Source organism: Konateibacter massiliensis (assembly GCF_900184995.1).
Lineage (GTDB): Bacteria > Bacillota > Clostridia > Lachnospirales > Lachnospiraceae > Lachnotalea > Lachnotalea massiliensis.
This window is the reverse complement of sequence record NZ_LT860098.1, coordinates 544,086-569,780: the sequence shown is the minus strand read 5'-3', so window position 1 is coordinate 569,780 and position 25,695 is coordinate 544,086. Positions and strand designations below refer to the sequence as shown.

General features: G+C 42.1%; 15 protein-coding genes. 13 read left to right on the top strand and 2 right to left on the bottom strand.

Features of this window, described 5'->3' with window-relative positions; all coding sequences use genetic code 11:
- Nucleotides 1-7: 7 nt before the first annotated feature.
- From bglX to CTY48_RS03855, 6 genes are all read left to right on the top strand, one after another.
- On the top strand, nucleotides 8-2,257 hold the full coding sequence (gene bglX / locus CTY48_RS03880) for a beta-glucosidase BglX (RefSeq protein ID WP_099467198.1): 2,250 nt from the start codon (nucleotides 8-10) through the stop codon (nucleotides 2,255-2,257).
- A 25-nt stretch (nucleotides 2,258-2,282) separates the two neighbouring features.
- Nucleotides 2,283-6,299 (top strand): family 43 glycosylhydrolase, encoded by a 4,017-nt coding sequence (locus tag CTY48_RS20020; RefSeq protein WP_143452690.1) that lies wholly within the window; start codon nucleotides 2,283-2,285, stop codon nucleotides 6,297-6,299.
- Between the two features lie 184 nt (nucleotides 6,300-6,483).
- Nucleotides 6,484-7,434: an ABC transporter permease gene (locus CTY48_RS03870; protein WP_236354716.1), complete on the top strand. Its 951-nt coding sequence runs from the start codon at nucleotides 6,484-6,486 to the stop codon at nucleotides 7,432-7,434.
- Nucleotides 7,434-8,300, top strand: coding sequence for a carbohydrate ABC transporter permease (locus tag CTY48_RS03865; protein WP_180272628.1), 867 nt, complete (start codon nucleotides 7,434-7,436; stop codon nucleotides 8,298-8,300). The genes CTY48_RS03870 and CTY48_RS03865 overlap by 1 nt, the downstream gene beginning before the upstream one ends.
- A 193-nt stretch (nucleotides 8,301-8,493) precedes the next feature.
- A complete protein-coding gene (locus tag CTY48_RS03860; RefSeq protein ID WP_099467196.1) occupies nucleotides 8,494-10,323 on the top strand; it encodes a cache domain-containing sensor histidine kinase in 1,830 nt (609 codons plus the stop codon).
- Complete coding sequence (locus CTY48_RS03855; protein WP_236354715.1) at nucleotides 10,320-11,888, top strand: response regulator; 1,569 nt, start codon at nucleotides 10,320-10,322, stop codon at nucleotides 11,886-11,888. Before CTY48_RS03860 ends, CTY48_RS03855 begins: the two co-directional genes overlap by 4 nt.
- Nucleotides 11,889-11,964: 76 nt before the next feature.
- On the opposite strand, the gene CTY48_RS03850 is transcribed toward CTY48_RS03855, so the two are convergent.
- Nucleotides 11,965-14,226 carry a sodium-translocating pyrophosphatase gene (locus CTY48_RS03850; protein ID WP_099467195.1) on the bottom strand — a complete coding sequence of 754 codons (2,262 nt, stop codon included), beginning with the start codon at nucleotides 14,224-14,226 and terminating at the stop codon, nucleotides 11,965-11,967.
- A 461-nt stretch (nucleotides 14,227-14,687) separates the two neighbouring features.
- Between CTY48_RS03850 and CTY48_RS03845 the strand changes: the two genes are divergently transcribed.
- From CTY48_RS03845 to CTY48_RS03820, 6 genes are all read left to right on the top strand, one after another.
- Nucleotides 14,688-16,436, top strand: a complete 1,749-nt coding sequence (locus CTY48_RS03845; RefSeq protein WP_099467194.1) for a sensor histidine kinase — start codon at nucleotides 14,688-14,690, stop codon at nucleotides 16,434-16,436.
- Nucleotides 16,429-17,934, top strand: coding sequence for a response regulator transcription factor (locus tag CTY48_RS03840; protein WP_099467193.1), 1,506 nt, complete (start codon nucleotides 16,429-16,431; stop codon nucleotides 17,932-17,934). The genes CTY48_RS03845 and CTY48_RS03840 overlap by 8 nt, the downstream gene beginning before the upstream one ends.
- A 149-nt stretch (nucleotides 17,935-18,083) precedes the next feature.
- On the top strand, nucleotides 18,084-19,475 hold the full coding sequence (locus CTY48_RS03835) for an ABC transporter substrate-binding protein (RefSeq protein ID WP_099467192.1): 1,392 nt from the start codon (nucleotides 18,084-18,086) through the stop codon (nucleotides 19,473-19,475).
- A 70-nt stretch (nucleotides 19,476-19,545) separates the two neighbouring features.
- Nucleotides 19,546-20,460, top strand: a complete 915-nt coding sequence (locus tag CTY48_RS03830) for a carbohydrate ABC transporter permease (protein WP_099467191.1) — start codon at nucleotides 19,546-19,548, stop codon at nucleotides 20,458-20,460.
- Nucleotides 20,461-20,463: 3 nt separating this feature from the next.
- A complete protein-coding gene (locus tag CTY48_RS03825) occupies nucleotides 20,464-21,315 on the top strand; it encodes a carbohydrate ABC transporter permease (protein ID WP_099467190.1) in 852 nt (283 codons plus the stop codon).
- 68 nt (nucleotides 21,316-21,383) lie between these two features.
- Nucleotides 21,384-23,408 carry a glycosyl hydrolase 115 family protein gene (locus CTY48_RS03820; protein ID WP_099467189.1) on the top strand — a complete coding sequence of 675 codons (2,025 nt, stop codon included), beginning with the start codon at nucleotides 21,384-21,386 and terminating at the stop codon, nucleotides 23,406-23,408.
- Between the two features lie 140 nt (nucleotides 23,409-23,548).
- Here CTY48_RS03820 and CTY48_RS03815 read toward each other — a convergent pair whose 3' ends face one another.
- Nucleotides 23,549-24,307 (bottom strand): SDR family NAD(P)-dependent oxidoreductase, encoded by a 759-nt coding sequence (locus CTY48_RS03815; protein ID WP_099467188.1) that lies wholly within the window; start codon nucleotides 24,305-24,307, stop codon nucleotides 23,549-23,551.
- Nucleotides 24,308-24,576: 269 nt separating this feature from the next.
- On the opposite strand from CTY48_RS03815, the gene CTY48_RS03810 reads away from it, so the two are divergent.
- Entirely contained in the window at nucleotides 24,577-25,683 is a 1,107-nt protein-coding gene (locus CTY48_RS03810) for a sensor domain-containing diguanylate cyclase (RefSeq protein ID WP_099467187.1), read from the top strand.
- The last annotated feature ends 12 nt before the right edge of the window (nucleotides 25,684-25,695 follow it).

Genomic DNA, 25,695 nt, shown 5'->3' with positions numbered 1-25,695 from the left:
GGCACATATGACAGAGGAAAAATTAAAAGAGCTATTAAATGACATGTCCTTGGAAGAGAAAATAAACCAACTCGTGCAAATACCGGGCAGCTACTATGAGAAGGAAGCGGTTGTGACAGGAGGAATGCAAAGTAATCGCTTTTCAGAAAAACAGCTAAACCAGGCAGGAAGTATTTTAGGAATTTCAGGAGCAGAAACTTTGCGGGAAATTCAGAAAAACTATATGGAAAAACAGCCGCACCATATTCCACTTTTGTTTATGCTGGATGTGATTCATGGGCTTCGAACTATTTTTCCGATGCCTTTGGCACTGGGTGCAACTTTTGATGAGGAACTTGTAAAGTCAACTGCGCAGGCAGCGGCGAGCGAGACAGCGGTGAGCGGGGTACATGTGACCTTTGCTCCTATGGCAGATTTGGTAAGGGATGCCAGGTGGGGAAGAGTAATGGAGTCTACCGGAGAGGACCCTTATTTAAACAGCATTTTGGCGGAAGCGATGGTTTCAGGCTTTCAGGGAGCGCAGGTAAAGGGGCAGGACAGCATAGCAGCGTGTGTAAAACATTTTGCAGCTTACGGTGCGCCGGAGGGAGGAAGAGAGTATAACAATGTAGAGCTTTCCGAGCATACGTTAAGAGAATATTATCTTCCTGCCTATGAAGCCGGAATACGAGCTGGAAGTGAGCTTGTTATGACCTCCTTCAACACCTTAAACGGAATACCATCCTCAGGAAACCAATGGCTCCTTCGGGATGTACTGAGGAAAGAAATGGGGTTTGACGGCGTCGTTATCTCAGACTGGGCATCTATTGAGGAGATGATTCCTCATGGCTTTTGTGCGGACAAACGCGAAGCAGCAAAAAAAGCGATAGAGGCAGGGGTGGACATTGATATGTGTACCGACGTGTATGCAAATAATCTGCAAAAACTCGTGGAGGACGGGGAGATTGACGAGAGACGTATTGATGAGTCTGTGCTTCGGGTTTTAAGATTGAAAAACAGGCTAGGCTTGTTTGAGAATCCGTTTAAGGACGGTGACGCAGAGAGAGAAAAGGAAGTTATTCTTTGCAGTAAGCATAGAAAACTAGCGAGAGAGGCGGCAAAAGCTTCTTTTGTACTATTAAAAAATGAGAAGGACATTCAGACAGGCAAAAAGCTGCTTCCAATAGAAGCCAAGGCTAGGGTAGCGTTTATCGGTCCATACGCTGAGAGTAAGGAGTTGCACAGCGCATGGGCGATTAAAGGCGAGGCAGAAGATGCGGTCAGCATAAGAGAGGCGGCAGAGGAAGCGCTTGGAAGGGGGCAGGCTGTATTTGCACAAGGCTGTGGTATGCTCCAAAGAGAAAATTCAATGAATTTAAGCCGTAATGCTGGTCATACATTGACAGAGAGGGAGCTTGGTATTTATGCGGAGGAAGAAGAAAAGCAGATGGAGGAGGCGCTTAGAGCTGCAAAAAGTGCAGAGGTTGTGGTGCTTTGTCTAGGCGAGCACAGGCTTATGAGCGGTGAAGCTGCGAGCCGTGCAGATATCAAACTTCCAAAGATACAGTTGGAGTTGTTTCGAAAGATACAAAAGGTAAATCCAAGAATTGTAACCGTCGTGTTTAGCGGACGCCCGCTTGACTTGCGGGAGGTTTCGGAAAAATCAATGGCAGTGCTTGAAGTATGGCTGCCGGGGACGGAGGGAGGCCATGCCATTTTGGACGTGCTTACAGGTGAATATAACCCTTCCGGTAAACTGCCGATGAGTTTTCCATATTCTGTAGGGCAGGTGCCTGTTTACTATAACGGATATGCAACGGGGCGCCCAAAGATGAGCGGGGAAGAAGGATTATTTTATCGCTCTAAATATTTGGATATTCCAAATGAGCCTTTGTATCCGTTTGGATATGGATTGAGCTACACAGAATTTGAAATTTCAAAGACAAGATTAAGCGCAGCTAATGCAGATAGAGACAATCCCCTGATAAAAGTGTCTGCAACTGTAAAAAACACAGAAAAAAGGTCCGGAACAGAAACAATGCAGCTTTATATACAGGATATTTCTGCCAGTGTGGTGCGCCCGGTGAAAGAATTAAAAGGCATTTGCAAGGTTACATTAGAGCCGGGAGAGGAGAGAAATGTAGAGTTTCAGATTACGGAGGAAATGCTGTGTTTTCATAATATGGATAACAAGCTTGCCAGAGAAGCAGGAAGCTACCGTGTATGGGTTAGTAATAGCAGTATAACAGAGGATGGAGTGGAATTTGTAATAGAATAGTAAACAATAAAAGGAGGAGAAGCTTATGAACAACAGGAACCGTTTACAGGAAGTTTTGGAAGGAAAAGAAGAAAATTATATACTGCCCTTTTTCTGGCTTCATGGAAAGGGAGAAGCGATTATTCGCGAATATATCCAGAAAATCGAGGAGACAGGTATCAAGGCGGTTTGCTTAGAGTCCAGACCTCACCCTGATTTTGTCGGACCGAAATGGTGGGAGGATGTGGCTCTTATTCTGGAGGAGTCAAAAAAACGAGGAATGAAGGTGTGGATATTAGACGATTCACACTTTCCGACGGGCTTTGCAAACGGAAAGGTAAGACTTGCCGAAGACAGCCTAAAACGTAAATTTTTGGTTCACCGGGAATTCGATATAGAAGGACCGGTACAAGATTACCGTATTCGAATCGACTTGGAGCATGGTCTTTCTGAAAAAGGAAAGCCGCTGTCAAAGCGTCCGACAAGGGTGGTAGCCTGCCTGATGACAGAGCGTGGAAAAGAGAAAATCTGGATTGACAATACAAGAAATATAACGGAATTTTTTGCAGATGGCTGGCTTAGCTTTCAAGTACCGGAAGGCAAGTACCGCATTAGCGTAATTTTGGAACAGACCGGGGGAGTTTCCAGTCAGGAAGATTATATTAATATGATGGACAGAAACTCCGTAAAGCTTTTGATAGACGAGGTGTATGAATCACATTACAGTCATTTTAAAGAGTATTTTGGCAATACGCTGGCAGGCTTTTTCTCTGATGAGCCCGGCTTTTACAATCTGACGGCAGAGACCGGTTTTTCAATGGATATGAAGATGGGAACGGAGATGCCGCTGCCTTGGGATAAGAGGGTAGAACAACTTTTGGAGGAGAGATTGGGTGAGGAGATGCGAGTGAACCTGCCTTTCCTCTGGTTCGAGGGCAGGGAAGCCGCACAGAAGATCAGATATCACTATATGGACATTGTGACGGAGCTTTACCAGGAAAATTTTTCGGATTATATCGGAGAATGGTGCCAGGAGCACGGTGTTGAATACATTGGACATATCATTGAGGATAACAATACTCATGCCAGACTTGGCCCAAGCTGCGGGCATTATTTTAAGGCGCTTCACGGACAGCATATGTCAGGAGTCGATGTTATACAGCATCAGGTTATGCCTGAAATGAATGAGGCATATTACAGCTTCAGTCTGGGCAAAGAGGCAGACGGTGCATTTTACTACTATGGTCTTGCAAAGCTTGGAACTTCTATGGCGCACTTGGAGAAGAAGACAAAAGGACGTGCCATGTGTGAACTTTACGGAGCCTATGGCTGGATGGAAGGTCTGTCCTTGATGAAATGGCTGACGGACCATATGCTTGTCCGGGGTATCAATGTATATGTTCCGCATGCATTTACGGAAAAAGAATTTCCGGACCCAGACTGCCCTCCTCATTTTTACGGGAGAGGAAAGAATACCCAGTATCCTTATATGAAATATCTATTTCAATATCTCAACAGAGCTTGCCATCTGCTAAACGGGGGAAAGGCAAGCATCCATGCGGCTGTTTTATACCACGCAGAGTTGGAGTGGGCAGGTGATACCATGATGTTCCATCAAATCGGAAAAGAGCTGATGGAGAATCAGATGGACTACGACACGGTTCCTTTGGAAAAGCTGCTATCCATGGAGGCAAAGGGAACTGAGCTGGTGGGAGAGCTGACTTCTTACCGTTGTCTTTTTATTCCGGCTGCACAAAAATATCCTTCCTCTTTGAAAACGTGGCTTCAAAAAGCAGTACAGTCAGGGCTTCCAATCTACCAGGTGACCTCTGAGAAAATAGAGGCAGAAGAGCTGTTTATACCTGCCATAGCGGAGGAAGAGATTGAGAAAAAGGCAAAGGAGCATGGCTGCAAGGATATTGATATGACGGAGAAAATACCGTATCTGCGTTATTATCATTATATTCAGAATGAAGAAAACACGAGAGTTCATATGTTTTTTAATGAATCGACGAAACGGCAGGTAAATACCGAGATTTGCCTGAATTTAAGAGAGAATGCCGCAATCTACATTTATGACCCGTATGAAAATTGCCTGACACAAAGAGCGGATTGGAAAAACGGAAGAATAACACTGCAGCTTGCACCGACGCAGACACTTTATCTGATTGAGACGGATAGAAGCTATCAGGCTTCAATAGAAGAGAATATTGAGCTCGTGGAGGAAAAAAGGGAGTTTGAGTTTGAGATATCCGCAGCATTTTATGAGAATCCGGACCAAACAGAATATATTGATACAACCAGAGAATTAAAGGACTTTTTCTGGTGGAGACCGGAATTTGCAGGTTATATTTATTATAAGACGTGGATGGAAAAGCAGGAAAATGCATGTGTGCTTGACCTTGGAAAGGCTTATGAAGCGGCAGAGGTATTTGTCAATGGAAGGTCGGCAGGTGTAAGGCTTAACCCACCGTATCGCTATGATTTAACGGGCATGTTAGAAAAAGAGAAAAACGAGATTATAGTCAAAATCGCAACTAACCTTGTTTATGCACAGTGTGACAGGTTTTCCAGAAATGCAATCATACCGCCTATGGGGCTTATTGGTCCTGTTACGTTTCACACGGAAAGAAAGCCACAGGCATTTAACCCATATCTTCCGTCCTATGAATATATTCCTGACGGAGAACCCCATGTGTTTGGTGACAGGGTTTATATTTACGGCAGCCACGACGCATTTGACGGAGAGCTTTATTGTATGAAGGACTATGTATGCTATTCTGCCCCTGTGACAGATTTGACAGACTGGAGGTTCGAGGGAACTATCTATGAAAAGAAGCAGGACCCGCGAAATGAGGATGGAAGCCATTGCCTGTGGGCGCCGGATGTCACAAAGGGATTGGATGGCAGATATTATTTGTATTATTGTTTGGACGTATTGCCTGAGATTGGCGTGGCGGTATGTGATACTCCTGCCGGAAAATATGAATATCTCGGTATGGTCCGCCATGAGGATGGAAGCATTTTGGGAAGAAGAGAAGGCGATTTTACTCAGTTTGACCCGGGAATTTTTATTGATGAGGATAAGACAATTTATCTTTATTCCGGCAATGCTGCCCGCGTGATGGATGACAAGGAGAACAAGTCCTCACAGGTTATGAGGTTAAAGAAGGATATGCTCACAATAGAGGGAGAAGTAAAGCCGTTGATTCCTTCCATTTTTAACAGCGCGGGAACAGGTTTTGAAGGACATGAATTCTTTGAGGCAAGCTCAGTGAGAAAAATTGGAGAAACGTATTATTTTGTATATTCCGATATAAGAAGCTCTTCCCTGTGCTATGCGACGAGCAGCCGTCCCGATTCAGATTATGCGTTTGGGCGAGTGCTTGTAGACATATGTGATATCGGTATGGAGGGAAGAAATGCTCCTGTAAACTTCCCGGGTAATACACATGGGGGCATAGAGTTTATTAACGGAAAATGGTATCTGTTTTATCATCGTCAGACGAATCATACTCAGTACAGCAGGCAGGGATGCGCAGAGGAAATAAGGATTCTTTCCAACGGTCATATTCCTCAGGTGGAAGTGACCTCCTGCGGGTTAAACGGAGGACCGCTCCAAGGGATTGGCAGATATGAAGCCAGAATTGCCTGCAACCTATGGGGAAAGCACGGAGTTGCTGTTTTAAGAAAAAAAGAAGAAACGAGTAAATACCCATATTTTACGCAGGACGGAGAGGATAGGGAATGCTGTCCGAACCAGTATATTGCGAATATGAGAGACGGTGCAGTGGCAGGTTTTAAATATTTCTCATTTTATCATAGAGAAAAAGACTATAAGATAACCGTAAGAATAAGAGGAAACGCAGACGGCAGGCTCTTGGTTATGAATGAGCCGGAGGGGGAAGCTTGTGCCAAGATTTTAATAAAAACAGAAAGTAATGAAAAGAAGACATGGAGGGCTTTTACCGGAGAGGCACACATTCCGGATGGAGTTCATGCTCTGTTCTTTTGTTACGAAGGAGAAGGAAGCATTGATTTCCTTGACTTTGAACTTGCATAAATGATTGTAGGGGGCAAAAGGTGTACAGCACCGGATTGCCCCCTTAATTATAAAAAACAATTTCACTTCTTAAAATAGGCATAGAAAAATATAAAATTAGCCCGTTGTGATGCCTCTTTCAATATTAGATAATAAAGAAAAGGCATTTAGGAAGAAGAAAAAATAAATTTAGGAGGTTTGTCAGATGTCAAAAAAAAATACGGCAGTCACTATGCCGTTGCCAAAGAGTAAAACGAGCTTAGTGCACAATATAAAGAAATACTGGCCTTATTATATTATGGTATTGCCCGGAGTGGTGTTCTTTATCCTGTTTAAGTATGTACCAATGCTTGGAAGCGTTATCGCTTTTCAGGACTATTCAGTTTTTAAAGGAATTTTAAGCAGTGAATGGGTAGGCTTAAAGCATTTTAAGACACTTTTTACATACTCAGATTTTCAGAGGATTTTTACAAATACGTTACTGCTTGGTTTGCTGAAAACCGTGTTGATTTTCCCGATACCGGTTGTGTTGACCTTAATGTTAAATGAGGTAAAGAATATAAAGGTAAAAAAGGTTATCCAGACTTCCATCTATATCCCTTATTTTCTCTCATGGGTTATTGTGGGCGGCTTAATTTTTGATTTGTTCGGAGTCGGAGGACTTTTTAACAATGCCCGCAATGCTCTTGGAATGGACACCGTGTTGGCGATGCAAAAAGAAACATGGTTTCGCCCTATTTATGTAATCTCCTCCATTTGGAAGGAAGCAGGCTGGGGAACGGTTGTATATCTGGCGGCAATCAGCGGAATCGATCCGTCTCTCTACGAGTCGGCTGCCATTGACGGAGCTTCCAGATGGAGCAGAATTAAGTATATTACATTCCCGCTTTTGATACCTACTATTTTGACGCTGTTCCTTTTGAATATCGGAAGCTTCCTGGAGCTTGGCTTTGATCAGGTATTCAACCTGATAACACCGATGACATATAGCGTGGGAGATATTTTCGATACCTATGTTTATCGCGTCGGTATCCAGAAAGCACAATACAGCTTTACGACCGCAGTGGGATTATTCCAGTCGGTCATTGGTCTTATCCTTGTAATGACGTTTAATAAGCTGGCAAATAAATTTTCAGATGATGGAGGACTGTGGTAATGAAAGAATCCGTAAAAGACCAAATATTTAGAAATGTAATCACGTTCTTCCTGCTTATACTCGGTTTTATCGCCCTTGTACCGCTGATTAGTGTTGTTGCAATGTCGTTTAGTTCCAAGGCTGCAGCAGATATGAACATTGTTAATTTGCTTCCAGTTGGCTTTACACTGGAATCATGGAAATATATCCTGACAGATAACGGATTGTGGAGAGCATTTTTTATTACGTTTGCCGCTACCGGAGTCGGCACAGCGCTAGCTCTCACCGTGACATCACTGATGGCATATCCGCTCTCAAAAACAGAATTTAAGATGGGACGATTGCTTATGCTCTTTGTCATTATCACTATGATTTTTAAGGCACCGATTGTGCCGTACTTTTTGACAGTAAAGGGAATGGGATTGTTTAACAATCCGTTGGTATTGGTTCTTCCCCACATTTTGACAGCTTATAACTTAGCAATTATGCGAACATTCTTTAAAGCATTTCCGGCGGAGGTTGAGGAGGCAGCCAAAATTGATGGCTGCGGCTATTTCAAAATGCTGTATAAAATAATTCTTCCGTCCTCCAAAGCGGTATTGACAACGGTAGGCTTGTTCTATGCGGTAACCATCTGGAATCAGTTCCAGCACCCGCTGATGTTTATTCAGGATACCAAGTTATTTCCGCTTCAGCTAAAAATACGTCAGTTAATCGGCGGAGGCAGCGAAATTGCCAATGTATCCTTGGTGGCAAATGTAAACTACACAGAAGCCACGCTGAGTGCGGCGACAGTGGTGTTTGCGATTATTCCGATTATTGCGGTTTATCCGTGGCTTCAAAAGTACTTTGCACAGGGCGCAATGCTTGGCTCGGTAAAAGGTTGATGGCAGGCGGCAGCTTGAAAGGTTTGACGCGGCTGTAGAAAAATGATATGCTCAAATAAAGTAATAAAGGCTTGAAAAAACACACAAAATATGGCTTAAGAACAACAAGAGACTGGTTAACATAATAACTAGTCTCTTTGGGTTAATGTCATAGGATTAATCATAGAAACATTTACAGTGGCGAGGGAAAATAATGCGTAAGATTATAGAAAATTTTAAAAATATGAAGCTTAGAAAAAAGCTGATTATCAGTTATCTGCTCGCATGCGTCATTCCGCTTATGGGGGCATGCTTGATTATCTATGGGGTTTCAGTAAAAAATTTGCAGGAGACCTCTCTTGAGCTTGCCTCGGCGTTCAGTTCGCAGATTGTGATGAATATAGATGATTTTATCGAGGAATATGACAGGGTTACGAAGACAGTTTTGGTGGATAACGATATTATTTATAAGCTTGATAATAACAATGAGGCGACCGTAATGGAGAGAGTCAATTATCAGTTGGATTTACGAAAAATTATGATGCGCCTTACGACGTTGAAGCCGGAAATTGAAAATATTTGTTTTTTGACAAGTGAAGATCAGTTTTACCAATTTAACAATGAGGGAACTTTTATATCAAAGGAAATTTTAAAGGAGCAAAAATGGCTTCAGGACATTGTGGCATCAAAAGAAAATCTGGTTATAACAGCGGTGCATGACCGCTCCTACTGTGATAGAAATCAGGATGGAATTGTTTTTACAGTGGGAAGAAAAATTTTGGATTACAGCGGCTCTTACGCAGGGGTGCTGCTGCTTGATTTGGAACCGGCAGGATTGATTGAGCTAAGCGATGAATTTTTACTTACAAGGAACCAGTACAATATAAAGATAAGCATTACGGATTCCAACTATGGAATTTTATATGATTCAGATGTGGCAAGCGGCAGAATTACATGGGAGGAGGCAAAAGCAGAAAACACACCTCTTTTGGATAATAAGCAGGAGAAGGACTATCTAATCTTATCAAATGAGACAAAACAGGGAGACTTAAAGGTAAACGTAGTCATACCAAAGAGCAGCCTGCTTTTTAAAATCAATAGGATTGGGTATGTAACGGGCTTTGCGGTGCTTGGCTGCATGGTCGTTATCATTATCATATCCTCTTTTTTCAGCAAAATGATTACAAAGCCGATTGGAAGGCTGCAAAAGCGTATGGGACAAGTAGAAGAAGGAGAATACAAGGAGCTTCTGCAAAAGGAATCGGATGATGAAATCGGAAGTTTGGTAAACAGCTATAATCGCATGGTGCTTCGCATTAAAGCATTGATAGAGGATGTCTATATCGCTGAAATCAAGCAAAAGAATGCAAGATATCTTGCCCTGAAAACGCAGATTAACCCTCATATGCTCTACAATACGCTGGAATCAATCCGCATGAAGGCACTTGTGAATGGGGCAGATGAGGTAGCGGATATGATTAAGATATTGGCAAAAATGTTTCGAACGACACTTAGTGACAGTACAATGCCACACAAAATAAGCGATGAACTAGAGTATGCGCAAAATTATATAAAGCTTCAAAATATGCGTTTTCAAAATCTCTTTTCCCTTGAGGTGAAGCTTGATGAAAAGATACAGGATGTTCCTGTTATTTCGATGGTGCTCCAGCCTATTATTGAAAACAGCATCAAGCACGGACTAAGAGGACGGGGGATTGCGCTGCATATTGTGGTGACAGGAGAGCTTTTAAACGAAAATGCTGTTGCCATTCAAATATGTGATAACGGAAAAGGAATGCCGCCTGAACGAATGGAGAAGATAAACGCTCTTCTTTTCATGGCAGAAGTTGATAAGCTTAAGCTTGAAGAGAAGGACGAGGGGAAAAAGGCGGGAATTGGATTAAAAAATATAGCGGAACGAATCAAGCTGTATTATGGGGATGACTATTATTTAAAGGTAGTAAAAAGTGGGGAAGATGGGACTGTTGTAGAAATTTGTATTCCTGCCGTGAGAGAGCAGGGCTCAAAGGAGGAGAACCTATGATTTACCGGGTATTGGTAGTAGATGATGAGCCAAGCATTGCAGAAGGAATCAGTTTCCTGATTGAACGGCTTATGCCGGACTGTCAGGTGGTGGCTCTGGCATTTGACGGAAATGAGGGATATGAGAAGGCACTTTCCTTAAAACCTGATATTATTCTGACTGATATCCAGATGCCGGAGTCAGACGGACTTGACATGCTTCGCCGATTAAAGGAAGCGGGACTTTGCGCAAGGTTTATCATTTTGAGTGGATATGCAGAGTTTCAATATGCCAGAACAGCTATCGGCCTTGGAGTGGAGGAGTATATTACAAAGCCTGTGGAGGAAGAGGAGTTGTGCACAGTGCTGACAAATACGTGCAATTTGGTGCAGAATGAGAAGGAAAAGCAGGAACAGGACCAAAAAATGGAGCACACAATTCGGAAATATGCCCTGCGCGATATTTTGGAAGGAACGGAAGGGACACCGGAAACAATCCGAAGAGATCTGCAAAGCTTAGGCTTTTCTACGGCGTGTAAATGGTATGTATGCGCAATTGTGGAAAGGAATCGAGACAATTTAAACAAAGAAAGAGGGTTGTTTTTGGAAGAGGTAAAGGAGCTGTCCACACAGCATTTAAGCTCTTACAAAGAAAGTATTGTGATTTCTGATACGGAGGATTCGGCGGTCATAATAGCCGCATTTGACAAGGAGGAGCAGGGCTTTTACGAGTCAATGGCAAAATTAAGGAGGGCGCTTTCTGAAAAGCTGGGAATTTCAGTCAACATCGGAACCGGCATGATGTATCGCAGAGCGGAAGAGATCAGAGCTTCTTTTAAGGAGGCACGGTGTGCCTTGAATTATAAAATTATTAAGGGCTTAAATTGTGTTATCACCTATGAACAAATTTGTGATATAGATTCAAAGCCCAAATCGGTTGCGGAGGAGGATATCAAAAAATTTGAGAGCTGTGTCGATAATATGGACGATAAGGGATATAAACTGGTTGTCGAAGATATTTTTCGAAAGCTTGAAAAGGAAAGGGATTTATCGCCGACGGATCTCCAAAGAATCAGCCTTAATTTAATTCTGCTTGGAATTCGAAAAATGTCTTTTATGCAGATACAGTTGAATGAATATTTAGGAAAAAATATTTTCTCACTGGAAAGTATCGAGAAATTCCAAACGACCACACAGCTAAAAAACTGGATTTTTAATATGTTAAAGAGTATGAATGAGTTGATGTTAAAAAACAGTGTGCCGGAAAAAAGGGATGTGGTTGAGGAAGCTAAGGAATATATGAATAAGAACTTTAACAAAAATATAAGTCTGAACGAGATTTCAGAGTTATTCTTTATTAATCCTTATTATTTCAGCCAGCTATTCAAAAAAAAGACAGGGGAAAACTATCAGACTTATTTGATTGGCTTGAGAGTTGGCAGGGCAAAAAAACTTTTGGAGGAGACTGACTTAAAGATTTATGAAATATGTGAGTTGGTCGGCTATGTGGATATCAACCATTTTAATAAGGTGTTTGAGAGGATTGTCGGAGTGAAGCCTAGTGAGTATAAAAAGAAGCTGGGATAAAAATAGGCTTTAAATCCATAGTAAGAGGAAGCTGCGAGCAGCTTCCTCTTATATTATAACCACCTATCAACAATCATTAATTCGTTTTAACAAAAAGTCCGCCTCTCTTGGAAGACAAAATTGCAAGAACAACTACGACAGCAGAAATCAGCAAGGTAACAATCATTCCCCAGCTTGTAGCGCTGTACTGTACAAGAACAGGTGCTGCAAGAAGAGATACCATGTTGATAACCTTAATCATCGGGTTCAATGCAGGTCCTGCGGTATCCTTCAAAGGATCACCAACCGTATCACCTACAACGGCTGCCTTATGAGATTCAGAGCCTTTACCGCCATAGATGCCGTCTTCGATGCTCTTCTTGGCATTATCCCATGCACCTCCGGCATTGGACATAAATACCGCTAAGAGCTGACCGGAAACAATAACACCTGCAAGGAAGCCTCCGAGTGCCTCAACACCGAGTAAGATACCTACAATCAACGGACTTAAGATACCGATAAGAGCGAGAGGAAGCAATTCTCTCTGTGCAGAAACGGTACAAATATCAACAGCCTGCTGATAATCCGGTTTAACTTTTTTCTCCATAAGTCCAGGTATTTTAAGCTGTCTGCGGACTTCCTCAACAATCTTGGCTGCCGCACGGGTTACAGCATTGATAATAAGTGAGGAGAAGAGCCAAGGAATACACGCTCCGATTAAAACGCCGACAAATACAATCGGTTCGGAAACACGGATACCGGTTTCAAAAATAGTTTCGGTAGCGCCCATCTGAGTCTGAATCTTTGTGATATCTGTCAGGTAGGAACCAAACAGTGAAACAGCAGCGATAACGGCTGAGCCGATTGCTACACCCTTTGTGATTGCTTTTGTTGTATTTCCGGTAGCGTCCAAGTGATCCATAATTTTTCTGGCATCATCGTCAAGACCGGAAAGCTCTCCAATACCGTTTGCATTATCGGCAATCGGTCCAAAAGAGTCCATCGCTACGTTGTTACCGGTAAGAGTAAGCATACCGATACCTGTCATGGCAACACCATACAGAACATATGTTACACCCATATCACCATAAATAAAGGTAGAGGAGAGGATGGTAATAGCAATTACGATTGTCTGCCATACTGCACTGTCATAACCTTCTGCGATACCTCTTAAAATAAGTGTTGCGGAGCCTGTCTTGGAGGAAGCTGCAATGTCCTTAACAGGTCTGTAATGTGTATCTGTAAAATATTTTGTAATTTCATCTAATACTAAAGCAAGGATGATACCTACTGCTACTGATAAGAAAGGTCTCCACTCAGCCATGTAGAAATGGGAGAGAAGTGCGAAGGAAGCCAAGCTTATAATGGCAGATACATGGAATCCTTTGTTAATGGAAGCCATTGCGTTGCCGCTCTTTAAATCATCAGAGCCTTTTACTAAATATGTACCAAGGATAGAGGAGAGAACACCGATACCTCTAACTAACAGCGGGAATACAATCCATTTTAGGTTTCCGCCGTCAAGGTGCATGAGTGCCAGACCAAGGATAAGTCCGGATACAATTGTAACCTCGTAGGATTCGAAAATATCGGCTGCCATTCCGGCACAGTCACCAACGTTGTCACCTACTAAGTCTGCAATAACAGCAGCATTTCTTTCATCATCTTCCGGCAGGCCTGCTTCTACTTTACCTACAAGGTCTGCGCCTACGTCAGCCGCTTTTGTGTAGATACCACCGCCAACTCTCATGAAAAGAGCAAGAAGTGTACCACCAAATCCGAAACCGAGCAAAGCGTCCGGTGCGGCAACACCAAATATCATAAATATCAAAGTTCCTCCGAGAAGTCCGAGACCGTCTGTCAGCATACCGGTAATGGTTCCCGTTCTGTATGCAATCTTAAGGGCTTCACCAAAGCTTCTTCTTGACGCCGAGGCAACACGTACATTACCTTCAACCGCCATTCTCATACCGAACTGACCAACCATTAGGGAGAAGCATGCACCCATAACGAAAGCGATGGCACGTCCAAGTCCTATGATGATTTTGACAGTTCCCTCCGGTCTGCCCGCGAAACGCTCTAAAGCTTCTTCTGAAGGCGGAACCACATAAACGGATAAAAATAATACTGCAGTAAGGATAACAATAAGCGGTACAATGCTTTTTAACTGTCTTTTCAGGTAGGTATCAGCGCCAGACTTGATGGAACCCCATACCTCTTGCATTTTGTCCGTACCCTTATCATACTTCATAATTTGATTTCTAAGCAACATTGCATAGCCTAGGCCTAAAAAGGAAATCAGAAGAACGCACCAGATTGCAACTATCTCAAATGTAGTTGCATTAGTAAAATTAGCCATAAAATTACCCTCCTATGATGAAATATTATAATGATTGTTAGATACATTATATCACACTCAAATTAAAATTAACACATTTTACTAAATTTTTATAATTAAATTTTGAGTTATTAGAAGGTTTACATAAAACGAGCAAAAAGGACTAAAAGCCTGAAAAATAGAGCAAAATGTAGAATTTTTTATGCATAAAATCATGAATATTCGACTTTAAATAAAAAATAAAATGAATTATACAACTATTTTTTCTAAAAAATTTAAAACTGGGGGGTTAAAAAATTCCTTAAGATGTGATAGAATGTCAATACTACATGATATAATGGGTGGGAATTTTTGAAAAGCATTAATGAGAGCTATTTATATAAAGATTGAAATAGAAAAAAGCAATGAGAAAACAGTTTAAATGTATTCTCATTGCTTTTCGCAAAGTAAAAGGATAATTACGGAGTGATGTGGTGACGACTATGATAAAACGCTTAAAACACGGATTTGAAAACTTAAAATTACAGGATAAGATGCTGGTAGTGTACCTGCTTTTTGCAGGAGCATTCTGCTTTATTTCCATTGTTGCGCTGCAGCTCAGCTTAAATATTTATGACAAGAAGCTGTATGAAAAATCCTTGCAGGAGCTGGATTTTTTTACACAGGAGGTAAATGATGGATTGGAGGATATTGAGAATCTAAGCTACACGCTGGCGATGAATACAGAGGTGCAGGAGCACCTGGCTGAGGCGGCAGGATCCCGCTATCTCTCACAGGAGTACTATTATCATCTTCACCAGCTTCGCAGTATTTTTCTGGACGAAATTAACATTCATCCGCTTGTCCAAAATATCATGTACGTGGATCGAAAAAATGTCAGCTTTCTGACCGGAACAGACAGAGGACCGATTGAGGAGGAGACGTATCAGGAGCTTTTGAAAGGCTTCGAGGAAAAGCGCGGCGGCTATGTGGCAGAGGCTCCCACTGAGGATTATCCTTATCTGGTGTCAGGCAGGGATATCCTTGAGAAGAAAAATGCAAGCTTTGACTATCTTGGTACCCTGTTTATCACAAGTGATATTTCGGGAATGATAAAGAAGAAAAAGGAGTCTTTGGAATCGGTCAACTCAACGCTTTTTGTCTTTTCTGATAAGGGGATTATTTACAGCGAGGGCGAGGAAGTGCCGGATATGTCCGAGTTTGACCAGAATCAGGGCTATCAAATTGTGCGGTATCAGGGTGAACGCTATTTTATGTGCTATTTGAAATCTGCCGAGAATAACTGGATTTATGTAAACTACTTCCCGTACAGCGAAATATTCGGACAGACGATGCTCGTTCGTTATCTAATGCTTGGATTGTTTGTGTGTATGTTCTTTTTTATGGTTGCCATTATGAAGAAGGTTTCCGCCACGATTACCCGTCCGTTAAAAAGACTCTCTGAATCAATGCAGACGGTGAAGAACGGCGATTTTAACAGCGCCAGAGAGCTTTTGCCGGCAGAGAAGCGAATGGACGAGGTCGGTATGCTCTCACAGGAGTTCTTGGTCATGCTTGAGCGGATTGATGTGTTAATTCATGAGAATTATACAAAGCAGCTGCTCATAAAGGATACGAAATATAAGATGCTTCAGGCACAGATTAACCCGCATTTTCTGTATAATACATTAAATGCCCTAAACTGGCTTGTGAAGGCAGAGCGCAATCAGGAAGCAGGCAAAATGATTATGGAGCTTGGAAAGCTTCTTCGAGCATCCTTTGCGCAGGAGTCTTATGCCACCGTGGAGGAAGAAATTGAGATGGCAAAGAGCTATATCACAATCCAGCAATTCCGTTATCAGAAGCGGGCGAACTTTCATATCGAAACGGAGGGAGAATTTACCGGCTATCAGGTGCCGCGTATGATTTTGCAGCCGTTGATTGAGAATGCCATTTATCATGGTGTAGAGAAATCCCTGGTAAGCTGCGATATAGTAATAAAAGTAATCGAGGAAGAGAATGAAATTATATTGAAGGTTAGGGATACGGGTCCGGGGATGGATGAAGAGGAGCTTAGGATGGTAAGAGATTTTACAATTAAGCCGAAGGGACATGGAATAGGCTTGAAGAATATATGGGAGCGATTAAAAATTGCTTTTCCAAGCTGTGAGATTTTAATTGAAAGCGTGCTTGGAGAGGGGACAAGTATTACAATCCGCATTCCGAAGATGACGGAGGTACAGAATGTATAAGCTTTTGATTGTGGATGATGAAGAAATTGAATGTGAGGGAATGGCACAGTTTATTCCTTGGAAGAATTATGATATTGAGCTGGTCGGAACGGCATGGAACGGGGTTGACGGTTTTGAGAAAATACAGACATGCCATCCGGATATCGTCCTCACCGACATTAAAATGCCTGTTATGAACGGTATTGAGTTGATTAAGAAGACGAGAAAGAGCTTTCCTGAGGTAGAATTTATCGTGCTTTCAGGCTATGGCGAGTATGAATTTACCAGTCAGGCGATGGAAGAGGGCGTGCGCCATTATATTTTAAAGCCTTGCGATGAAGAGAAAATTGTCGAGGTGATTGAGAAGGTAAAGGCGGGTATTTTGAAAAAGCAGCAGCAAAAGGAGGAAAGCAGCCAGTATCACGACACGGTGCGGAGACTTTTGCCAAGAGCGAAGGAACAGATTTTTCGAAATATGCTCTTAGACCGCGAACAGATTCAGAGAGAATATCAGCTGTTTCTGGCGGAGCTTGAATCGGAGGAGCAACAGGTTCGAGTACTTTCGATGCGCTTTGAAAACAAGATTGATTATCTGGAGCAGTTTTGCCTCGAAAACATTGTAGGAGAATTACTGGGCGAAAAGAACATTATTTTATCCGCTTCGATACAAAATGAGGTGCTGTTTTTAATTAAGGCAGAAAAGATGGAAGCAGTTGAAGCGATGCTTGACCGGACCAAGGTGGAGATGAAGAGAATAACGAGTTTTTCCATTACAGCGGCACTTAGTGAACAAGGATCACTCCATGAGGTAAACACCTTGTATCTCCAGATTGAGGAGCTGTTTCGAATCGGATCCCTTGAACACGGAGACAAATTGCTGCATTATGAGCTGTTTCGTGAGATGCAGGGAAAATCCTCCAGACTGGTAGACTATTCGCGGCTTGGCAGTATTACGGAGTACAATGATATTTTGTTTGAGCTGCATCTTGCCTTTATAAAGATGGAGTTGGAAAATTATATGATAAAGCAAAAAGAAGAAGTGTGCAGATGGATTTTCAAAGTCCTCTATGGGGAAGAAGTCTCCTTCTCCTACCGGAGTGTAGGTAAGGAGCAGGCATGGGAGCTTTTTGAGCAAACAGCAGAAGGAATTATCAAAAGAAAGCAGACAAAAGAAGTACAGACCAAAGAAGATTTGCGGGTCAGAAGCATTCTTATGTCAACCTATAAAAACCTGCAAAATCCTGAAATGAGTATACAGTATCTGGCAAAAGAGGTTCTTTACATGAATGAAGACTATTTTGGAAGAATATTTGTTAAGAACCAAAAGGTGAAATTTTCAACCTTTCTGCTGGAACTTCGAATTGAATTGGCAAAACGTCTCCTTACGTATAATTCGGATATGAAAATCTCTGAGTTGGCAGAGCTTGTAGGCTACCCTGCCGACGGACAGTATTTTTCAAAGGCGTTTAAAAAAGTGGCGGAAATGTCGCCTACGGAGTATCGCGATATGGTGAAATAAAGAAATAGAAGAAAACCGACTTTTTGGATAAAATAAAAAAGTCGGTTTTTTTCAAGTCATTACTCCGAAAATTCCATTCAAAACAGAAAGGTATTTGATTAGAATAGCATTATAAACATTGAAACACAAAATGAAAAGGAGAAGGGAAAATGAAAAAGACTTTAAAAAAGGTTTTAGCACTTGCACTTGCAGGCAGCATGGTATTATCACTTGCAGCTTGCGGCGGCTCTTCCAAGGAAGCAGCAACCGGAGAGACAACGACAGATACAACAGAGACAACAACAACCGATACAGCAAAGACGGATACAGATACCGCGGCTGATACAGGAGACAAGGTTACAATTAAAATTGCATGGTGGGGAAGCCAGACAAGACATGAGCTGACACAGAAAGTGTTGGATTTATATACGGAGAGCCACCCAAATATTACATTTGAGACCTCGCCGTCAGGCTGGGACGGCTATTTCGACAAGCTGTCAACGCAGACTGCTTCCGGCTCAATGCCTGATATCGTGCAGATGGATTATCTCTACCTGAGTACATATGCAAAGAATGGCTCAGTAGCAGATTTACAGGAATTTATTGATGACGGTACCATCGATGTGTCCAATATCGATGCAAATCTGTTAAGCACAGGAAATGTAAATGACAAGATGGCTGCGTTGGTATTATCCACCTCCATGCTCAGCATTGGATATAATCCGGCAGTTTTTGCTGAGGCAGGTGTAACAGAGCCTACAAGCGATTGGACATGGAGTGATTTCCTTGACATCAACAAGCAAATTTATGATAAGACAGGTAAGTATGGCATTTCTATTGACAGTGTAGCCGATACAAACCTTTTTAACTACTGGGTTAGACAGAATGGTGCAACACTGTTTAGTGAAGACAATAAGTCTTTGGGCTACACAGATGACAAAATATTTGAGGATTTCGTTAACATGTGGAGCGGTCTGATGGACGCGAAGGCTATGCCAAATCCTGATGAGTATGCGCAGATTTCTACATTGGGTCAGGAGGCAGGACCGGTTGTAACAGGCGATGCTGCAATGATTTTAGAGTGGAACAACTATGCTTCCAAGGTAAGCACAGTAAATGAAAATATTAAAATGGTTACACCGCCGCTTTCCGACAGCTCTCAGAATCTTGGCTTATGGTCAAAGCCGGGCATGTTCTTCTCTGTGGCAGAAACTTCACAGGTGAAAAAGGAAGCAGCAGAATTTATCAACTGGTTTATCAATTCAGAGGAAGCAAATGATGTTTTATCAGCAGAGAGAGGTACCCCTGTATCATCAGTAATCCGTCAGCATATGGTTGATGGCGGAAACCTGACACAGCAGCAGACGGATATGTTTAACTCAATTGATGCTGCTACGGCACTTTGCGGAGAAACACCGGCACCGGATCCAGTTGGAATGTCTGAGGTAAATGGGGCATTTACAAATGCTGCAAACAGTGTTTACTATGGTCAGACAAGTGCTGCAGATGCAGCAGCCAGCTTCCGTGAAGAGGCAAATGCAATTTTGGCAAGAAATAATTAGCACGAAAAGCAGAAGAGGAGGGAGACATACCAGTCTCCTTCTCTTTTGAAGAAATGAGGTTGAAACTGTAATGAAAACAAAGACTTTAGTTAAAAAGAAATATAAGCGGCAGGATAACATTGCGGCATATTTAATGCTTTCCCCATGGATTGCCGGATTTATCCTAATGTGGCTGATTCCGATGGTGATTTCCATTTATTATTCCTTTACCGATTTTAATCTGTTAAATAAGCCGCAATTTATCGGTGTCGATAATTATGTCAGGGCACTTACCGGAGATAAAACCTTTTATAAGGCGTTGGGAGTTACCTTTGCATATGTTTTTGCACTGGTGCCGCTTCGATTAGCCTTTGCCCTGTTTGTCGCCATGCTTTTAAATAAGAAACACAAGGGACTTGGACTTTACCGTACCTTGTATTATGTTCCTTCTATCATTGGCGGCAGCATTGCAGTTTCTGTAGTGTGGAAGCAGATGTTTGGCAATCAGGGTGTCATCATGTCACTGCTTGGAAGCCTTGGAATTGACCAGAAGGTATCCTTTCTTGGCAATACTCATACAGCACTCGGTGTAATCGTTGTGATGGGTGTGTGGCAGTTTGGCTCTTCCATGTTGATTTTCCTTTCTGCATTGAAGCAGATACCGTATTCGCTTTACGAATCGGCTATGGTGGATGGCGCGAAGCCTTGGAAAGTATTTACTAAAATTACGCTTCCAATGCTGACTCCTACCATTTTCTTCAATCTAATTTTGCAGATTATAAACGGCTTCCGCGTATTTACGGAGAGCTACGTTATTACGGACGGAGGACCGCTGGACAGCACACTTTCCTATGTATTATATTTGTATCGCCGCGCCTTTACCTATTTTGATATGGGATACAGTTGTGCTCTTGCATGGATATTGGTAGCAATTGTCGGTGTATTCACCGTATTCTTATTTAAGACTCAGAATAACTGGGTACATTACGAAGCAGGGAGGGACTAGAAAATGGGCATGAAAAACAAGAAAAAAGTCAATTCTGCTATCTTCCACATGGGAGCCTGCCTGCTTGGATTTATTATGATTTATCCGCTGCTCTGGCTGCTGGCAAGTTCTTTTAAGAGTAACCAGACGATGTTTCAGGATGCCTATTCCCTTATCCCAAAGGTGTGGGATGCCGCAACAAACTATAAAAGTGGATTTGCAGGAATTGGAGGAGTACCGTTTAGTACCTTCTTCTTTAACTCCCTTTTTGTCACCGTTGTGGGAATGCTTGGATGTGTCATTACCTCTCTGTTTGCGGCTTATGCATTTTCCAGAATTAAATTCCGCTTCGGAAACCTTTTGTTTGGTTGTGTCATGATGACCATGATGATACCGGCTCAGGTAATGGTTGTGCCACAGTATATAATCTTGAAAAAATTAAATCTGATTGATACAAGAATTTCATTGATATTGCCTTGGTTTTTCGGCGGAGCGTTCTTCATCTTTTTGATGGTGCAGTTCTTTCAGGGGATTCCAAGAGAGCTTGACGAGGCAGCCGAAATTGACGGATGCGGACGTATTGCAATCCTGTTTCGAATATTAGTGCCTGTTGTAAAACCGGCGATTATCACTTCTTCCATTTTTGCTTTTTACTGGATTTGGCAGGATTTCTTCCAGCCGTTGATATTTGTAAACAGCACAAATAAGTTTACAATCCCGTTGGCGCTCAATATGTACTTAGACCCAAATTCGTATAACAATTACGGCGGACTGTTCGCCATGTCAGTGATATCCTTGCTGCCGATTATTCTGTTTTTTATTATTTTCCAGAGATATCTGGTGGATGGTATTGCGATGGACGGAATTAAAGGCTAATAAAATAAAGAATAAAAAAGGTGCTGTAAATTGAAAAATTTTGGCGCCTTTTTTAGAAGGAGATAAACATGAGTATTATTATAAATAAGAATACAGCAGTGACCGCCCCTATTGCGATAAAATCGGTACAGATAGCGGCGGAAAATTTAAGAAGAGATATAAGAAAGACATGTCTAGATACTAAAGGAGAGGGGGCAGAAATCCGGCTTTTACTTTCGGAAGGAGAATTTGAAGCGGAGTGCTTTGCGCTGATGGTATCTGAGGAAAGGCTGGAAATCAAGGCAGCGGACGAGTTAGGTTTTATCTACGGAATCTACGAGGTGAGCCGAAGTATTTTAGGAGTGAATGACTTTTGGTTTTGGAATGATCAGGAATTTATTCCGAAGGAGAGTTATGAAGTTAGTTCAAACTATCTTAAAAGGTCGAAGCCGTTTGCTATCCGATACAGAGGATGGTTTGTCAACGATGAGGTTTTGCTCCATACCTGGTATGTAAACCGCAGGAAGGATGAGCCATGGGAGATGGTGTTTGAAGCGCTGCTCCGGTTGGGTGGAAATATGGTGATTCCGGGAACAGACAGGAATGCTCATCTTTACCGTGACTTGGCAGCGGAAACGGGACTTTTTATCACGCACCATCACGCAGAGCCGCTTGGAGCGGAAATGTTTGCGAGAGCCTATCCTGATCTGAATCCATCCTATGAGGAGCATCCGGAAAAGTTTGAGAGGCTTTGGAGAGAAGGGATTGAGAGGCAAAAGGATAAAAAGGTTATCTGGAATTTGGGCTTTCGCGGGCAAGGAGACTGTCCGTTCTGGGACAATGACCCACGTTATGACACGGACGAGGCACGCGGTGAGTTGATGAGTATGCTGATTAAAAAGCAGTATGATTTGGTGAAGGAAAATGATAAAGATGCCCCTTGCTGTACCAATCTATACGGTGAAACAATGGAGCTGTACCAGAAAGGGCATTTAAAGCTGCCGACAGACATTATTAAAATCTGGGCGGACAACGGCTTTGGTAAGATGGTGACAAGGCGTCAGAATAACCACAACCCACGAATTTATGCACTGCCTGAGAAGAAAAATGAAGAGAGTCATGGAATTTATTATCATGTTTCTTTTTATGATTTACAGGCGGCAAACCATATCACCATGCTTCCAAATTCCCCGGAGTTTGTGAAAAAAGAGCTGGGAGAAGTGCTAGAGAAAGGTGTAGATGACTTCTGGATTATCAACTGCTCAAACGTGAAGCCTCATGTTTATCTGCTGGACTTTGTCGGAGAATTCTGGAGAGAGGGCAGTGTAGATATTGAAAGGCAAAGAGAAAGCTATGTCGAGCGCTATTATGGCGGCGAGGGCGTGGCAGAGATTGCAGACTGTCTAAAGGCTTATCCCGAATATGCATTTGCGTATGGAAAGGAAGAGGATGAGCATGCCGGAGAGCAGTTTTCAAACCATGTTGCCCGCATTTTGATATCGAGATATATGGGGGATAAGCAAAGGGCAGACGAGCTGCTTTGGCTGATGGAGGATGATACTCTAAGCAAACAGGTGAAAACATATCAAAAAATGTGCTTCGAGGCAAAAAAACAGTATTATCAATACTTTAAAATGTGTGAACAGACGGCAGCTTCTCTGGAGGGGCATAGTGAATGTCTGTTTCGTGATTCTCTGTTTTTACAGGCTCAAATCCATTATGAATGTTTTGAGGGAGCTTATAAGGCAGCTAAAAGTCTAACTGAAGCAATTGAGAAGAATTATCAAAAGGCTTTTTATCTCGCAGGCAAAGCAAGAAAGCACTATCTGAAAGCTGATGAGGCAATGCGAAGCCGTGAACATGGTAAATGGAAGGACTTTTACGAAAATGAATGCCTTGCCGACGTAAAGCAGACCGCATGGGTTCTTTCGGGACTTATGAGCTATCTTCGCAATTTGGGTGACGGACCTCATTTTTATCACTGGCAGCGAGAGTTTCTGTATGCCAAGGAGGACAGCCGTGTCATGCTGATTCTGAATATGGAAAATCATCTGACGGATGAAGAAATTTTTTCATTGATGGAGGAACGGTTTGAGGAGAGCGAGACAAAGTAGGGCATAAAGATAAGAATAAGGAAGGTGTACATTCTCCGCACCTAAGAGAGGGCACAGCAAACACTTCCACACCGCGAGGTGCGCAAAAAACCGGGCAGAATTGCAAAAACCAACTCTGCCCGGTTTATCAATCAATCTAATTATACAGCTGTATAACCACCGTCAATCGGCAAAATAGCACCGGTTACATAGGATGCTTCCTCACTTGCTAAGAAAATTGCTCCTGCATTTAACTCTCCTTCGTTTCCGTAGCGTCCCAACGGAACCGTAGCCTTCATATAAGCACTAAAAGCATCTGTTTTCAGAGTGCTTTCCGTAAGCTCCGTCATAAAGTAGCCCGGACAAATTGCATTACATGTAATGTTATATTTTGCAAGCTCGGCAGCAACCGCTCTTGTGAAGTTGACAACGCCGCCCTTGGAGGAGTGGTAAGCAACCGTATCAATTGCAGTGTTTCCTACCAAACCGTACATGGAAGCGATATTGATAATTCTTCCATAATTATTTTTCTTCATAATATTAGCAAATGCTCTTGTAACATAAAATACACTGTTTAAATCTGTATCAATCGTAAATTTCCACTGTTCATCTGTCATATCAAGAACTCCCGCATTTTCTGCGGAACCGGCACAATTTACCAAAACGTCAACCTTGCCGAATTCTTTTTCCACCTGCTCTGCAACCTGATTTATCATTGCGGAATCGGTAACATCACATTTTAGCGGTAAACATTTTACACCCATTTCACGAATAGTAGCAGCCAGAGCTTCCAGTTTTTCTAATCTTCTTGCGGTTATGACAAGGTCAGCACCCTGTGCAGCAAACCCCTTTGCCATCTGAGCTCCAAGTCCTGATGATGCACCTGAAACAACAACAACTCTTCCTTTTAAATTAAACATAAAACAACCGTCCTTTCTCGTTAGTTAAGACTAACAACTGTTTTAAAATTATAATGAAATGTTGCTAATATTAAGTATAGTTACTATTTTTGACAAAGTCAATCGATAATGGTGGGATTTTTTACCTATTTTGCTGCAAAATCCGGATTATAGTTTATATCACTGAAAAGAAAAAAACAAAGTCAATTAGTGTCGAAAAATGTTGAAGAAGTTGTGGATTTACAGTATGATATAGGAATAAAGGACTGCACGAATAAGGAGGTGAAACCATGTACGAGACTCTACTTATTGCGGCACTTATTCTCATGTTTGTGATATGTATTTTACTGGGAGTTTGGGTATCTATTCTTCGCAAAAGAGAAAAAGAACTGCTTACAAAACAACTGGATATTGAGAAACTAAATGAATTGCTTCTTGTTTCTGAGCGCATTGTCAACTCTGCGGTGGAAGGAATTCTGATTACAGACAGCGAGGGTACGATTATAAGAGTGAACGAGGCGTTTGAAAAAATGTCAGGATATAGTCAGGAAGAGCTTATCGGTAACAATCCGAGAATGATGAAATCAGGAAAACAGTCATCTTATTTCTATAAAGAAATGTGGAAGAGCATCACCGACAACGGATATTGGGAGGGAGAGTTATGGGATAAGAAGAAAAACGGTGAATTGTATCCGAAGTATATGTCTATCTCGGCGATGAAGCATGCCCAGAAGGATAAGGATTATTACACTGCAATTTCCGTGGATTTAAGCAATATCAAAAAGGCAGATGACAACCTTTACACACTGGCATACTATGACTCTTTGACCGGAATTCCGAACCGAACTCTGTTTTTTGAGAGGATAGACAAGGCTGTTGTCTGTTCTGCACAGAATTCCAGAAATATGGCATTACTTCTGCTCGATTTAGACGGTTTCAAAGCGGTCAACGATACACTCGGACATTCGGTAGGAGATTTGACGCTTAAGGAGGTCGCGGCAAGAATTAAGTCCTGTATTCGGAAAAATGATACGGTTGCACGAATCGGTGGTGATGAATTTACGGTATTGTTGGAAAATGTACCTGATATCAATTATATCAATGAGGTAGCGCAAAATATTATTCATAATGTGATGAGACCATATTATATTGAAGATAACGAAGTGAAGCTTGGAGTCAGCATAGGAATTGCAATGGCGCCTGATGATGCCACAAATTCGGAAGAGCTGGTAAAAAAGGCGGATGCCGCCATGTATAATGCAAAGAAAGCGGGAAAGGGAACTTACTTTTTCTATTCGGAAAAATCCCAGGAGATTTTGGGGAAGGCAAAGAAGCTAAAGGATTTTATAGAATTTTCACTTGCGTTTGATGATAAAACAATTTATCATGATGAATAGAAAAATGAAAAT

Coding starts and splice junctions, on each gene's coding strand:
- CTY48_RS03820 (WP_099467189.1), top strand. CDS start 21,384: ATGAGTATTATTATAAATAAGAATACAGCAGTGACCGCCCCTATTGCG.
- CTY48_RS03845 (WP_099467194.1), top strand. CDS start 14,688: ATGATAAAACGCTTAAAACACGGATTTGAAAACTTAAAATTACAGGAT.
- CTY48_RS03840 (WP_099467193.1), top strand. CDS start 16,429: ATGTATAAGCTTTTGATTGTGGATGATGAAGAAATTGAATGTGAGGGA.
- CTY48_RS03815 (WP_099467188.1), bottom strand. CDS start 24,307: ATGTTTAATTTAAAAGGAAGAGTTGTTGTTGTTTCAGGTGCATCATCA.
- CTY48_RS03855 (WP_236354715.1), top strand. CDS start 10,320: ATGATTTACCGGGTATTGGTAGTAGATGATGAGCCAAGCATTGCAGAA.
- CTY48_RS20020 (WP_143452690.1), top strand. CDS start 2,283: ATGAACAACAGGAACCGTTTACAGGAAGTTTTGGAAGGAAAAGAAGAA.
- CTY48_RS03835 (WP_099467192.1), top strand. CDS start 18,084: ATGAAAAAGACTTTAAAAAAGGTTTTAGCACTTGCACTTGCAGGCAGC.
- CTY48_RS03810 (WP_099467187.1), top strand. CDS start 24,577: ATGTACGAGACTCTACTTATTGCGGCACTTATTCTCATGTTTGTGATA.
- CTY48_RS03870 (WP_236354716.1), top strand. CDS start 6,484: ATGTCAAAAAAAAATACGGCAGTCACTATGCCGTTGCCAAAGAGTAAA.
- CTY48_RS03860 (WP_099467196.1), top strand. CDS start 8,494: ATGCGTAAGATTATAGAAAATTTTAAAAATATGAAGCTTAGAAAAAAG.
- bglX (WP_099467198.1), top strand. CDS start 8: ATGACAGAGGAAAAATTAAAAGAGCTATTAAATGACATGTCCTTGGAA.
- CTY48_RS03830 (WP_099467191.1), top strand. CDS start 19,546: ATGAAAACAAAGACTTTAGTTAAAAAGAAATATAAGCGGCAGGATAAC.
- CTY48_RS03850 (WP_099467195.1), bottom strand. CDS start 14,226: ATGGCTAATTTTACTAATGCAACTACATTTGAGATAGTTGCAATCTGG.
- CTY48_RS03825 (WP_099467190.1), top strand. CDS start 20,464: ATGGGCATGAAAAACAAGAAAAAAGTCAATTCTGCTATCTTCCACATG.
- CTY48_RS03865 (WP_180272628.1), top strand. CDS start 7,434: ATGAAAGAATCCGTAAAAGACCAAATATTTAGAAATGTAATCACGTTC.